Raw genomic sequence first — 12,309 nt, 5'->3', positions numbered from 1 at the left:
GTTTACTTCTCAATGACAGCAAGCACGTCACGCTGAGAAAGAATCAGGTATTCCTCACCCTGGTACTTGATCTCGGTGCCGCCGTACTTGGAGAAGATCACAACGTCACCCTCCTTGACGTCCATGGGGATACGGTCGCCGTCTTCGTCGAAACGGCCAGCACCCACGGCGATAACGGTCGCCTCCTGCGGCTTCTCCTTGGCAGAATCCGGGATGACCAGGCCGGACGCGGTGGTGGTCTCAGCCTCGTTGATCTGAACCAGGATCTTATCCTCAAGGGGCTTGATGTTGACTTTCGCCACGATGAATTCCTCCATTGTGAAAGCAGTTGAATACGTGCCGGTTGCAACTTCCCAGCACAGCCGTCGTCGCGGGTGAACAACTGTGTGTGTCAAACAACCTATTGGCACTCTACCCTTGCGAGTGCCAGCCTTCAAGGCGCGCTTAAGGATCCTCGCAGGGTGCGGACGGTAGCGGGGGTGAATCCCGGCATGCCCACCGCGCAATCGCAGTACCGTGGGCACCATGAGCACTGATGAAGCATTCCAGGTGAAACTACCGGCAAACCTCGAGCCCTACCGGCCCTACCTGCAATCCCACGCGCGGCGCGTGGCGGCGCTATTTCCCCACGGCATGACCGTGCAAAATGAAAACCACATACCCAAGCGAATCGTGGCCAACCCGACGGGGTCCCGCCTCGGCGGCGCCGCCTTTATTACCAAGGAACACCCCTGGCCGCGCGACCGGCTCGGGCGGCGCATGCTCTTTGTGGCCCAGATAAATTTGGCGGATATGCCGCCGCTGGAGGGTTTCCGCTCCGAGGGCCTGCTGCAGTTTTTTATCGGCGATCACGGCTACTTCGGCATCGACAACGCAGACTTTGATACGCACAATTACGCGAACCCGCACAACTCCTGCGTCCGTTATATCCCCGTCAAGGAATACTTAAACGGCCAGCTGCTGGGCGGGATTAAAACCCAAACCAACACGATTGAAAACGGCTTTTTCGAGCTGTCCGCCAAGCCTTTCGACCAATACCCCAGCCGGCACGACAGCACCTTTGTAAACATGGTGTGGTCCGACCCCAGCGTCAGCAACGGGCTTATCGACGCCACGTCTGAACTGCCCCACATCGGCCCACCCGCCGTTTTTGGTGGCGGTTGGGCCGCGTTTGCGCAGCGAGATCCCGTAGGCTTCTGCCATAGCCACCGGCCCCTGCTGCAGATCCGTTCGAATCACGGGCCGCGCAATAAGCCCCGCATCCAATGGGGCGATTGCGGGTTTGCCACCTTTTTTATCCGCCCCGAAGACCTTGAGCGGTGGGACTTCAGCGAGGTGGCCTATTACTGGGACTGCTACTGATCGAACATGAGCGCGGGGTGTCATGGGCGTTATGTAAGGTTTTCAACCATGACATCCGCTGAAGTTTTTCGCCCTGAAATCCCCGCAGAGTTCGAGCGCTACCGCGATTTCTTAACGTCCAATTGTCGGCGCACCACCATGCTGCGCCTGACGGGAGTGGCCGTGGAGGATACGAGCGTGGATACGCTCACCGCAACCGCGAGCCTGACCGGGTCCCGTATCGGCGGCCCCGCGCTGATTACGAAGAACCATCCCTGGCCAACCGATAAGCAGGGCAAGAAGATGATGCTGCTTGCCCAGCTCAACCTGGCGGAACTCCCCGCGCGCCCCGGGTACCCTACGGATGGCATGCTGCAATTCTTCCACGGCGATGATGATTGCTATGGCTTCGAATCCGGGCACCATGTCCGCTATATCCCGGCGGCGGAATTGGCGGCCGGGCACCTCGAAGGCACGCTCAAGAACCAGACCGATGCGCTGTGGGGCGGCTACTTCGAGGTGCACGGGCAATTGTTCGACCAATTCCCCACCTCGGAGGATTACGAGGTGGAGGATCTTACGCTGCCCGCCGAGCTCGCCACGGAAGAAACCGAAGACGCGCTGTATGACGTGCTCGGCCTCAACCCGACCAATACCATTTTCGGCGGCGGCTGGGCTTATTTCACCCAAGGGGATCCGCGCACCGACCTCAGCGAAGAGGCCGCCGCGGCGGGCGAAGAAAAGTACGAATTGCTGCTTCAGGTGGATACCGAGGATTCGGCGGATTCCCAAGTGACCATTATGTTCGGCGATTCCGGAATAGCGAATTTCTTTATCAAGCCTTCCGATCTGGCCGCCCTGAACTTCGATAACGTGCTGTATACCTGGGACTGCTGCTAACTCCGGGGCTACAGCTGGCCGACCTCCACCTCCAAGGCGGGATCGCAACCCACCGCCAGGGAGGAGGGCGCGGCACCGGCGGCGACGCGTTGGGCGGCGTAGGTGGCGATCATCACCCCATTGTCGGTGCAGAGTTTGAAGGATGGAACACGCAATCGCACCCCCGCGGAGCGGCAGCGTTCGGCGGCCAGCTCCCGCAACCGGGAATTCGCGGCCACCCCGCCGCCCAGCAAGAGCACCTCGGCGCCCACATCCTGGCACGCCCAGATGGCCTTTTTGGTAAGCACGTCGCACACCGCCTCCTGGAAGGAAGCGCACACGTCCTCTACCGAAACCACCTCGCCCGCGCGTTCGGCCGCTTCCACATAGCGCGCCACGGCGGTTTTTAAACCGGAAAAGGAAAAGTCATAGCGCGAATCGGACTTTTTCATCAGCCCGCGCGGGAAGTCGATGGTCACCGCGCCCCGCCGCGCCAACTTATCCACCACCGGCCCGCCCGGGTACCCCAACCGCAGCAAGCGGGCCACCTTGTCATAGGCTTCGCCCGCGGCATCGTCCAGGGTGGAGCCGAGTTCCCGCAGCTCCGGACCACGCACCTCCAGCAATTGGGTGTGCCCGCCGGACACCAATAGCGCCACCGCGTGCTCCAGGGCGTCGCCCTCCAGACCCGCGACGGCCACGTGCCCGCCGAGGTGATTCACCCCGTAGAAGGGCACGCCCCAGGCGGCGGCATAAGCCTTGGCGGCGCTGGCACCCACCAGCAGCGCGCCTGCCAGACCGGGGCCGATGGTAGCGGCAACCACGTCCGGACGTTCGATTCCCGCCTCGGCCAATGCGGCCCGCATCACCGGCACGATGGATTCTAGGTGCGCCCGGGATGCGATCTCCGGAACCACGCCACCGAAGCGCGCATGCTGTTCCATGGAGCTAGCCACGACATCGGCAAGCACCTCGTATTGGGGCGCGCCGTCACCCCACGTGACGCGCACAATGCCCACCCCGGTTTCATCGCAAGAAGATTCCACACCGAGAACTATTGTGCTATTCATTTCCGTCCTTCGCGCATCATCGTGTATGCATCCGCACCCGAGGGGTGATAGTAGTTTTTCCGCGTCCCGGTGATGGTAAACCCGTACGATTCATACAATCCAATGGCCGCAAGATTATCCGTACGCACCTCCAAAAACACCGGCCCGCCATACTCATCCGCTGCGGCGATCAGCTGATCCATCAATTGCCTGCCCAACCCCTCGCCCTGCCGCTCCGGGGCCACCCCGATCGTGTGCACCTCAAATTCCGGACTGCTCGAAGGCCCCAACATAGCCAGGCCCGCATAGCCAATCAGTTCGGGATCAAATAACCCGATATAAAAGTTAAACGGACTGCGGATTTCCGCCCGAAACGCCGCCGCAGGCCACGGATCATCCCCGGGGAAAAGGATCCGCTCCCAAGCGGCGCAGGCGGGCGCATCCTCCACGGTCAAGCGACGAATATGCACTAGTCGATCACCACGTCGGGGACGGCAGGGCTCTTGGGCTTCGGCTTCGGTTCTTTCGCGTCGGGGCGTCGTAAATAAAGCGGCGTCAACGGCGCAGGCGAGCCGTCGAACACAGCAACGGAAACCAACGATTCCGGGGTGGGGTGCATGTCCACGCGTCGGCCCGCCGCTGGGATCGCATCCGCATAGCGCGCAGGCACATTCACCACCTCCGCGGGCTCCACCAAACTCTGCGGGGCGGCAACCTCAGGGCCCACGACCCGCTCCCCGTTTATATACCTCGCCCAATATACTTCTCGACGCCGCGCATCCGTGGCCACCAGCAGCGTCGCGGCGTCGATACGCTGTGCGATCGCGTCGAGGGAACAAACCCCGTACACCGGAATCTGCAGGGCATCCGCCAACGCCGCACCGGTCACCATGCCCACGCGCAGCCCCGTAAACGGGCCGGGACCGCAACCCACAACCACGGCATCAAGCTCGGCGAACCCCGCCGCGGCCTCCGCGAGACACTGCTGAATCGCGGGCACCAAGGACTCATTGTGATGGCGGCAATCCGGAAGAATACGCTGCGCAATCGTGTGGCCATCGCGCACCAAACCCGACACCACGGTCGGCGTAGAGGTATCAATCGCAAGAACGAGCACGGCTAACAGCCTAGCCGCCAGTAGCCGCCGCCACGTACTCGAGGAAATCCTCCGCCACCGCATCGCGCTGCTCCTGGGTGGAGGCCGGGCCCTTGAAATAGTCCTTATGGTCGCCGCCGAAACCTAGGACGAAATTCTCGGAATTGTGCTGATCGAAATTGCAAACGAAATCAGTTTCGATGCAATACTCGGTGCGATGAGCCTGGGCGATCTGGGCTGCGGGGGCCAGCAAATCTGGGTCGAGCACCATCACGCCGTCGCGGAGATCCGTGCCGATGAAATGGCTACGCGGATCTGCATGCACCTTTACCGGGCTGCCGAGGTAGATCACACCCGCGAATTGGCCGCGCTGTTCGAGCTCCACCTCGATGGGTTGGAGCGCCAGGGCGCCCTGGGAATAGCCGGTGAGCAGGTACTTTGGGTGGCAGGCCGAGGCCGCCTCGTAATCATCGATGGTGTGGAGGGCGTTATCGCTACCCAGCTGCGAACTCTTGTGCATGCGATCGAAAGGGATGCTGCCGTAGCCCGCGTCCGAGCCGAGGACGGGCACCGCCGGGTAGCCCTCATCGAGCGGCAGGAAGCTCACCTGGGCGAACGGGTCGATATCGTAGGTGGAACGTGCGTACGAATCGATGTGCCGGTACATGAAGTGCAGCGCCTTGCCCTCCCAGCCTTGGCGGTCCGGCTGGGTAAACGTCCAGGGCTCTGGGGGGAGCGTCTCGTCCAACCACCGCGTCTCGCTGCTTCCGCGGGCCGCAAGCACCACCACCGCCGGGCATGGCGTGGGCGTCTCAGATTCTTGGAACATAGACTCGGCCGTTGCAAGCGCCGGCTGGGTTTCGGCTTGGGCCAGCGCCGTCGCCGCAAGAATCATCGCGCCAACTGCGGCGACGCGTCGCCTGAGAAGAATTTGCGTACCCATGTGCATGAGCTTATTGCTGGTCGCGCGGGGATCAGGGGCAGGAATTGGTAACAAATTGATCGCAAATCTCAGCGACTGTATCGTGTGCCCCCTGAACACCGCATTGTTAGATCCATACAGAAAGCTTATGGCGCTATCTACCCCTCATACGGGGGAAAACTGAGCTTGCGTGGCTAGGGGTGCGGGCCGTGATCGGCTGAGCGGGCGGGTTTAAGGCTGGTCGGGGCTACGGCAGATGGATTTGGCACAACCCCTGACCTGCGATCGTCCGGAATTTCTTCATTGGGGTGGTCAACGAAGAATGGAAAGACGAGCTGCGGCCTTTTCGGCCTTTTCGGGCCAGATTCGTCCGGAATTTCTTCGTTAGGGGCCCCAATGAAGAATAGAAAGACCAGCCCCAGGTCGACGGTTGCACACAACCCATCGGCGGACGGGGCAGGGCGGGTTTAGTCGACCCATTCCCAGGTGATATAGCGCGCCTCGGAGGTGGGGTCTTCCTGGACTGCGGTTTCGCGGTCGAAGGTGACGTGAAGGTGCCGGTCGGCGATTCTTTCCACTAGGCCGCCACCCCATTCGGCGACGAGGACGGCGTCGTCGATTTCGGAATCGAGGTCCAGGGAATCCAAGGCGCCAAAGGGATCGCCTTCTTGGTCGAGAAGCCGGTAGGCATCAATGTGGATCAAGGGCGGGCCGCCGACCAAGGATCGGTGTTCCCGGGCGATAACAAACGTGGGCGAGGTGATCTTGCCTTTGACCTGCAAGCCCCGAGCAAGGCCCTGGGTAAAGGTGGTCTTTCCGGCACCGAGCGGGCCGTCCAGAATTACCACATCTCCGGCGCGCAGGGTGCGGCCTATTTCCTCGCCGAGGGCTTGGGTATCTGCGGCGGTTTCCAAGCGGCGTTTCATCTTATCCTCCCAGGTAGGCGCGGGTGGTGCGGCCGTGTGGGCTGCAGATCACTTCATAGTTTATGGTGCCCAGGGCGGCGGCGAAATCATCGGCGGTCAGGGCGCCGGTCTCGGCGGGGCCGAACAGAATGGCGCGGTCGCCGGGCTGGACAGGCGGAGCCTCTTCCCCACCAGCGCCTAGCCACAGGACGATTTGGTCCATGCAGACGCGGCCAACCTGCGGGTAGCGGCGGCCATTGATCGAAACTTCGAGCGATCCTTGCAGGGCTCGGGGCAGGCCGTCGGCGTAACCGCAGGCGACCACGGCGGTGTATCCATCGCTTGGCGCGCGCCAGGTTTGCCCATAGCTCACGCCTTCACCAGCGTGGATCTCTTTCACCACGGTAATCCGGGACTCCCAGGTCATGGCGGGGCGCAGCCCTTCCGCAGCCGCACTCAAACCCGGGATCGGGCTGTACCCGTAGAGCGCGATACCCGGGCGGACCATATCAAAGTAGGCGTCCGGCCGGGTCAGCAACCCCGGGGAGTTGACCAGGTGATTCACGGGCACATCCAGGCCCGCACCGCGCGCTTGGTCGATTGCCTTGCGGAACAGCGCAACCTGCTGATCATTGAGGGGGTTTTCCGGCTCGTCCGCGCATGCTAGATGGGAGAAGAGTCCGGTGACGGTGAGGTGCGGGGCGTCGATAAGCATGCGGAACGCGGTATCCCATTCCGCAACGTCAATGCCTGACCGGTTCATCGCCGTATCCAATTTCACGCTCACGCGGGCGGGGCGGCGCAGGGACACCAAGTGCGCGGCGTGGGCAAGGCTCGGAACACCCAGCTCGATGCCAGCATCAAGAGCAGCTACGACGTCCTGATCGGGCGTCCAAATCCACGCAAGGATCGGCTGTGTAATTCCCGCTTCCCGCAGCGCCAACGCCTCCGCCAACGTGGCCACGCCGAACTGGTCGGCCCCGTGGGCGGCCATCGTTGCTGCCACCCGCGCCGCACCATGATTATATCCATCAGCCTTGACCACGCACATTAATTGCGCCCCCGCAGCCTTTTGTTTGAGCAGGCGGGTGTTGTGCGCGATGGCGTCTAAATCAATGGTGATGGTGAGCAAGTTCATGATTGCTCATTGTGCCACTCGTGCATACGTCATCCAATATGCTTTAGGTATATCCCACCACAGCAAGGAGTGAGAGCAATGGCAAAAATCGGAGTCCCAGAACTGCTCGCTTTTGCGCAGGTGCTATTTTTCCTAACGTTTCTTGGCGTTGCGGTATTTGCGTTTACCCAGCGGGACCACATACTCGAGCAGTAGCGGGGCGGATCGCGTCGATGATCAGCGAGGCTGAGGTCGGCGCGTGGCCGTATTCGGTGCGGGCGGCGATTTCCGCGGCCTGCCCGTGGATAAGCGCGGCGAGGGTCATCACCTTGACGGCACCCCATTTGTCCAGCAGCGGGGTGGCCAGCCAGGCGCCGGCGAGGCCGGAAAGCACATCCCCGGATCCGGGGGTAGCGGCCCAGGAGGTGCCGAGGTCCACAATGTTCGTGGGATTCACGCCGTCGGTGATCACCGTGCGTCGGCCCTTGAGCAGGACGGTGGTGCCGGTGTGCACGGCGAGCGCGCGGGCCGAACCGACCCAATCCTCGAGGTTTACGGGCAAGCGGAACCCCTCGACCAGTTGTACGAACTCACCGACGTGCGGCGTCAGCACCGTGGGGAATTTGCGTTCGATCAGCTGCTCGCGGAGTGCGGCGTCGCGGGCGAGTACGGTAAGCCCGGAGGCGTCGATAAGCAACGCTTCCGGGCGGGCGAGCAATTCGGCGAGTTCGTCGCGTTCGCCCCGCCCAGGGCCGTAAACCCAGGCTTGCACGCGGGCGGCTTCGGCGATGCTGGGGTGCGGGACGATTTCGGGGAGCGGGCAGATATCGCCGATATAGCGCACCATGCTGGGGGTGGCCCGCACCGCAGCGATCGAACACATGATCCCGGCGCCGGGGTATTGCGTGCTGCCAGCGCAAATGCCCACGACGCCGCCGGTGTATTTATCGTCGGATTCGCCGGGTTCAAGCTTTAGCGGGAGGTTATCCGTGAGGGCGTTCCACAAAAAGGCGTCGGCGGGTTCGAACTCCAGTCCGATGTCGGCCACGGTCACCTCGCCGCACGCCGAGGCAAACGCATGTGCGTATCTCAGTCCGCTGAAGGTAATGGTGCGGCGAGCCTTGACGTGCGCCCCATGCGTGGCACCGGTATCCGCATCCACGCCCGAGGGGATATCCACGGAAAGCACCGGCGCATCAATGCTTGCGACTATCCCCGCCGCCCAATCGCGCAGCGCTCCCGTACCACCGATACCGGTAATACCGTCGATAACCAGCGCGTATTCACCTAGCGGCTTTTCGACGACCGTCCCTCCCGCAGCCTCGAACGCAGCTAACGCGGGCTGGTGGACGCGGCCGCCCATCAGGACCGCTTCGAGCGAGGCGGCTTTAAGTTCGGTGGCCGCATAGAGCGCGTCTCCGCCGTTTCCGCCCGAACCCGCGAGCACCAGGATTCGACCATACTTACTATCGAGCATGTCTTGGGCGGCGCGGGCGACCTGGTGCGCGGCCTTGCGCATGAGTTCGTCTGGGCGTTGCTGCGCCGCGAGGAGAGGCGCCTCCGCGGCACGGACCTGTTCAACTGTGTAAAGGGGGCGCATACTCCTAGGTTAGGCGCACAGAATGACGAACGGAATGAGATTTGCTATTTTTGTTGTGCGCAATTTGTTTTGGGGTGAGATATTGCTGCGGACGGGGGTTGACTACGACGCAGCGTCACACCTGAGAATGGTGGCATGACTGATTCCTTCCCCATTGAAATTACTGGTTTGGTGAAAAAATACGGCGGCGTGCCGGCCGTTGACCATTTAGACCTGCGGGTCCGAACGGGCACCGTACACGGATTCCTTGGACCGAACGGTTCCGGAAAGTCCACGACAATCCGCTCCCTGCTGGGGCTGATCCGCCCGGATGCCGGAACGCTGCGCCTCCTGGGGCACGACCCCACGGCACACCCGGCGGCGGCTACGCGAAGGGTTGCATACGTGCCGGGTGATGTCGCGCTGTGGCCACACCTGACCGGCGCGGAAGCGCTGGCGACGCTGGCGCGGCTGCGGGATCGGCATCACGGGGACAACCCGGCCCGGCGCGCCGAATTGATCGAGCGTTTCCAATTCGACCCGTCCAAGCGGATCCGGGCGTACTCAAAGGGAAACCGGCAAAAGGTAATGCTGATCGCCGCGCTGGCCGCGGACGCCGATGTCTTGGTCTTTGACGAACCCACCTCCGGGCTCGACCCGCTCATGGAACGCGAGTTCGGTGCATGCTTGCGGGAACGGGTGAACGAAGGCGCGTCGGTATTATTGTCCAGCCACATCCTTTCGGAGGTCCAGGAACTGGCCGATGACATCAGCATTATCCGCGCCGGAAAGCTCGTAGAATCGGGACGGTTGGAAGACCTGACCCACCTGCGGGGCTCAAGAATCGTGGCCACGCTCCCCGATGGCAGCGTGCACGACCACCTCTACCCCGCCGCCGAGGTCCCGAACCAATTGCAAAAGCTTTTGAATGCCTCGGCCACCGGAATCACGTGCACCAGCGCCGGTTTGGACGATATCTTCCTAGACCATTACAAGGAACAGGCATCATGAACACGCTGATCAGGGTGTTTTTCCGGACAAACCTTGGGTTTCTGCTTGGGTGGATCGTGCCGCTGATGGTGCTGCTCGCGGCGTCGCCAAGCGCCTTGTATGCGGCGAATCCCAGTTCGGCTGAGGTGGCCGCGCTCGGGCGGGCGATCAGCGCAAACCTGGGCACGTTGGTCATGTACGGCCACGCGCCGGAGCCGCTCGGGTACGCGACGTGGATCCTGTGGGAATTATGGATCTGGCTGGGATTACTCGGCGGCGTCATGATCATCCTGCTGGCCGTGCGGCTCACGCGCGCGATGGAGGAAGACGGAATCGTTGAATTGATCCGCGTCACGGGGATCAGCAATCGCACACCAGTCGTTGCCGCGGCGCTCACGGTGCTCTTGGCCAGCGGTTTATTCGGATTCTTGTGCGCACTCATCCTGTACGCACAAATGTTCAAAATCGAGGAGTTTGAGCTGGCCCCAAGCGTACTGAGCGGGATCGGCATCGCAGCAATGCTTGCGGTTTACGGCGGTATCGGGCTGCTCGCCGCACAGCTCACCCCAACGGCACGTGCCGCACGCGCCACCGGGCTGAGCGCGCTGGCCATTACCTACGCCTTCCGGGTAATCGCCGATGTGTACGATTTCGCCTGGTTGCGGTGGCTGTCGCCGCTGGGCTGGCGGCATATCCTGGACCCCTACCTGGATAACAACGTCTGGCCGCTCGCCGTATTCGTACTGGCTATCGCATGCCTGTACGCCCCAACGCTGGCGTTCACCCGCGATCTTGGCGCGTTCTGGGGAGCCCGCGCGTTTCGCCCTCAAACCACCCGCGTAAGCGAACATGCATTCAATCCGGTATCGCTGCATTGGCGGCTGAACCGAGCCATAGTCCTGTGGTGGGCGCTCAGCACTATCGCCATCGCGATCTGCCTATTTGCACTCATAGGCGAAATGGATTCGCTTGCCACCACGGGCACCGAAATGATGGACTCCATGGCGCAGCTTCTCGGCGATACGGAACTCAGCAGCATATTTGTGCGCATGATGGGCACGCTGCTGGGGATCCTGCTCAGTTGCGCGGCGATCCAAACGGCGCTGGCAACGCTGCGTGATGAAACCACCGGCACGCTCAGCCTAGAGGTCACCTCGGGCGGTCCACGCTACCGCCCCTTGGTGGTCGATTGGGCCACCGCAGTGCTCGCCGGTGCCGCAACTGCACTCGCGGCAGCGCCACTTGCGGCACTTGTCACCGATTGGAGCATGCGTTCAACGTATGGCGATGCAACCAACACCAGCGAGATCGCACGCGCAGCGTTTTGGGCGGTGCTGGACCAATTGCCGCCGGTGATCGCCCTCGCCGGATTCGCAATTTTGTGTGTTGGCCTATCTACCCGGCTCGCCCCCTTAGCATGGACCGTGCTTGGCATTTCCGGCGTGATCACCTATTTCGGCGAACTATTCCAATTCCCCGACTGGCTGCTCAACGCATCCGTGTTCGCCTGGGCCGCGCATCAGGAAAGCGCCACACAGTGGACCGGCGCGCTCACGCTCGTGGGTATCGGCGTCGTCACCGCCGCGGCCGGCACGTTGTTGCGGAGCCGCCGCGACCTCGTGTGCACGTAGGGTGAACATATGCGCATTTCGGAGATGGCTAAGATTGCGGGCGTTTCCGTGCGAACGATCCGCCATTATCATAGCGTAGGGCTGCTGCCGGTCCCCGAGCGGCAGGGTCCGTGGCGCGATTACAGCATCCAAGACCTTGAACGTTTGTTGTATATCCGCGCGCTCGCGGAGGCCGGCGTTCCGCTGCAAGAGATCGACCCCAGCACGGACTATCACCGCACCTGCACGGCCGCGATTTCGCGCATCGATTCCCAGATTGCCAAGCTGCAGAAGCAGCGGCAACGGCTCCAAGCATTATGCGAAAATACGGACGCTTCCGGCGAAACCATACTCCCTCCCAACATCGATAGCCTTTTCGATCGCGCGGAAGAGTTGCTGAGCACCGAAGGCTACGAGCGGGCATTGCCGTTCCTGCGGCGTAAGCGCCAGCTCGATCGGCTCGCCATCCGCCTCGGCCTTTTCAATTCGAATTATTACACGTTTTTTGATCAGATAGACGAGGCGGACATCATCGGGTTTTACCGCCGTTTTCTCGCGCTCAGCGGCCCGCATTGGACCGACCAACAATGCCACGAACTCATTGACTATACGTTCGAAATTCTCGAGCGCAACGGCCCCCTGCCCCGGCAGCTGATCGGCCCCACCCGCCGCCTTGCACGGAGCAAAAGCACACTGCTCCTCGCCCGCGTCGCCTACCCCGCCGCCGGGCATCAGCGCTACATTCAGCTGGCCCTACCCCGCGTGCAGGAATATCTCGATCGCTGCGCCACCAACCCTTGATTGCGACGCTACGTCACACC

At 62.1% G+C, this 12,309-nt stretch carries 13 protein-coding genes; 5 read left to right on the top strand and 8 right to left on the bottom strand.

Annotation, left to right across the window (positions count from 1 at the left end; genetic code table 11):
• Positions 1-2: 2 nt before the first annotated feature.
• On the bottom strand, positions 3-302 hold the full coding sequence (groES, locus tag CCANI_RS02210; RefSeq protein ID WP_146325384.1) for a co-chaperone GroES: 300 nt from the start codon (positions 300-302) through the stop codon (positions 3-5).
• A 223-nt stretch (positions 303-525) separates the two neighbouring features.
• Between groES and CCANI_RS02205 the strand changes: the two genes are divergently transcribed.
• Both CCANI_RS02205 and CCANI_RS02200 read left to right on the top strand, forming a co-directional pair.
• On the top strand, positions 526-1,362 hold the full coding sequence (locus tag CCANI_RS02205; protein WP_146325383.1) for a DUF1963 domain-containing protein: 837 nt from the start codon (positions 526-528) through the stop codon (positions 1,360-1,362).
• 48 nt (positions 1,363-1,410) lie between these two features.
• Entirely contained in the window at positions 1,411-2,241 is an 831-nt protein-coding gene (locus CCANI_RS02200; RefSeq protein WP_186750361.1) for a YwqG family protein, read from the top strand.
• Positions 2,242-2,249: 8 nt separating this feature from the next.
• Here CCANI_RS02200 and tsaD read toward each other — a convergent pair whose 3' ends face one another.
• The 7 genes from tsaD to CCANI_RS02165 form a co-directional block, all read right to left on the bottom strand.
• Entirely contained in the window at positions 2,250-3,290 is a 1,041-nt protein-coding gene (gene tsaD / locus CCANI_RS02195) for a tRNA (adenosine(37)-N6)-threonylcarbamoyltransferase complex transferase subunit TsaD (protein WP_146325381.1), read from the bottom strand.
• Positions 3,287-3,739 (bottom strand): ribosomal protein S18-alanine N-acetyltransferase, encoded by a 453-nt coding sequence (rimI, locus tag CCANI_RS02190; protein WP_146325380.1) that lies wholly within the window; start codon positions 3,737-3,739, stop codon positions 3,287-3,289. Before rimI ends, tsaD begins: the two co-directional genes overlap by 4 nt.
• Positions 3,739-4,386 carry a tRNA (adenosine(37)-N6)-threonylcarbamoyltransferase complex dimerization subunit type 1 TsaB gene (gene tsaB, locus CCANI_RS02185; RefSeq protein ID WP_146325379.1) on the bottom strand — a complete coding sequence of 216 codons (648 nt, stop codon included), beginning with the start codon at positions 4,384-4,386 and terminating at the stop codon, positions 3,739-3,741. Before tsaB ends, rimI begins: the two co-directional genes overlap by 1 nt.
• 10 nt (positions 4,387-4,396) lie before the next feature.
• Positions 4,397-5,308 (bottom strand): hypothetical protein, encoded by a 912-nt coding sequence (locus tag CCANI_RS02180; protein WP_146325378.1) that lies wholly within the window; start codon positions 5,306-5,308, stop codon positions 4,397-4,399.
• A gap of 446 nt (positions 5,309-5,754) precedes the next feature.
• Positions 5,755-6,213, bottom strand: coding sequence for a tRNA (adenosine(37)-N6)-threonylcarbamoyltransferase complex ATPase subunit type 1 TsaE (tsaE, locus tag CCANI_RS02175; protein ID WP_146325377.1), 459 nt, complete (start codon positions 6,211-6,213; stop codon positions 5,755-5,757).
• A 1-nt stretch (position 6,214) separates the two neighbouring features.
• On the bottom strand, positions 6,215-7,330 hold the full coding sequence (gene alr, locus CCANI_RS02170) for an alanine racemase (protein WP_146325376.1): 1,116 nt from the start codon (positions 7,328-7,330) through the stop codon (positions 6,215-6,217).
• A 163-nt stretch (positions 7,331-7,493) separates the two neighbouring features.
• Entirely contained in the window at positions 7,494-8,909 is a 1,416-nt protein-coding gene (locus CCANI_RS02165) for a bifunctional ADP-dependent NAD(P)H-hydrate dehydratase/NAD(P)H-hydrate epimerase (RefSeq protein WP_146325375.1), read from the bottom strand.
• Between the two features lie 135 nt (positions 8,910-9,044).
• On the opposite strand from CCANI_RS02165, the gene CCANI_RS02160 reads away from it, so the two are divergent.
• Genes CCANI_RS02160 through CCANI_RS02150 form a run of 3 tightly spaced genes read left to right on the top strand, consistent with a single transcriptional unit; the run spans position 9,045 to position 12,289 of the window.
• Positions 9,045-9,899 (top strand): ABC transporter ATP-binding protein, encoded by an 855-nt coding sequence (locus CCANI_RS02160; RefSeq protein WP_146325374.1) that lies wholly within the window; start codon positions 9,045-9,047, stop codon positions 9,897-9,899.
• The gene (locus CCANI_RS02155) at positions 9,896-11,509 is read left to right on the top strand and encodes an efflux permease Rv1217c-related protein (protein ID WP_146325373.1); all 1,614 of its coding nucleotides are present in this window, start codon (positions 9,896-9,898) and stop codon (positions 11,507-11,509) included. The genes CCANI_RS02160 and CCANI_RS02155 overlap by 4 nt, the downstream gene beginning before the upstream one ends.
• A 9-nt stretch (positions 11,510-11,518) precedes the next feature.
• On the top strand, positions 11,519-12,289 hold the full coding sequence (locus CCANI_RS02150; protein WP_146325372.1) for a MerR family transcriptional regulator: 771 nt from the start codon (positions 11,519-11,521) through the stop codon (positions 12,287-12,289).
• Positions 12,290-12,309 lie beyond the last annotated feature (20 nt).

Source organism: Corynebacterium canis (assembly GCF_030408595.1).
In the GTDB taxonomy this organism is placed as follows: Bacteria; Actinomycetota; Actinomycetes; order Mycobacteriales; family Mycobacteriaceae; genus Corynebacterium; species Corynebacterium canis.
This window is presented reverse-complemented; position numbering and strand designations above follow the sequence as displayed.

Excerpts from the sequence above, each read along its gene's own strand:
- CCANI_RS02205 (WP_146325383.1), top strand. The coding sequence starts at position 526 with ATGAGCACTGATGAAGCATTCCAGGTGAAACTACCGGCAAACCTCGAG.
- CCANI_RS02200 (WP_186750361.1), top strand. The coding sequence starts at position 1,411 with ATGACATCCGCTGAAGTTTTTCGCCCTGAAATCCCCGCAGAGTTCGAG.
- tsaD (WP_146325381.1), bottom strand. The coding sequence starts at position 3,290 with ATGAATAGCACAATAGTTCTCGGTGTGGAATCTTCTTGCGATGAAACC.
- CCANI_RS02180 (WP_146325378.1), bottom strand. The coding sequence starts at position 5,308 with ATGGGTACGCAAATTCTTCTCAGGCGACGCGTCGCCGCAGTTGGCGCG.
- tsaE (WP_146325377.1), bottom strand. The coding sequence starts at position 6,213 with ATGAAACGCCGCTTGGAAACCGCCGCAGATACCCAAGCCCTCGGCGAG.
- alr (WP_146325376.1), bottom strand. The coding sequence starts at position 7,330 with ATGAACTTGCTCACCATCACCATTGATTTAGACGCCATCGCGCACAAC.
- CCANI_RS02165 (WP_146325375.1), bottom strand. The coding sequence starts at position 8,909 with ATGCGCCCCCTTTACACAGTTGAACAGGTCCGTGCCGCGGAGGCGCCT.
- CCANI_RS02160 (WP_146325374.1), top strand. The coding sequence starts at position 9,045 with ATGACTGATTCCTTCCCCATTGAAATTACTGGTTTGGTGAAAAAATAC.
- CCANI_RS02155 (WP_146325373.1), top strand. The coding sequence starts at position 9,896 with ATGAACACGCTGATCAGGGTGTTTTTCCGGACAAACCTTGGGTTTCTG.
- CCANI_RS02150 (WP_146325372.1), top strand. The coding sequence starts at position 11,519 with ATGCGCATTTCGGAGATGGCTAAGATTGCGGGCGTTTCCGTGCGAACG.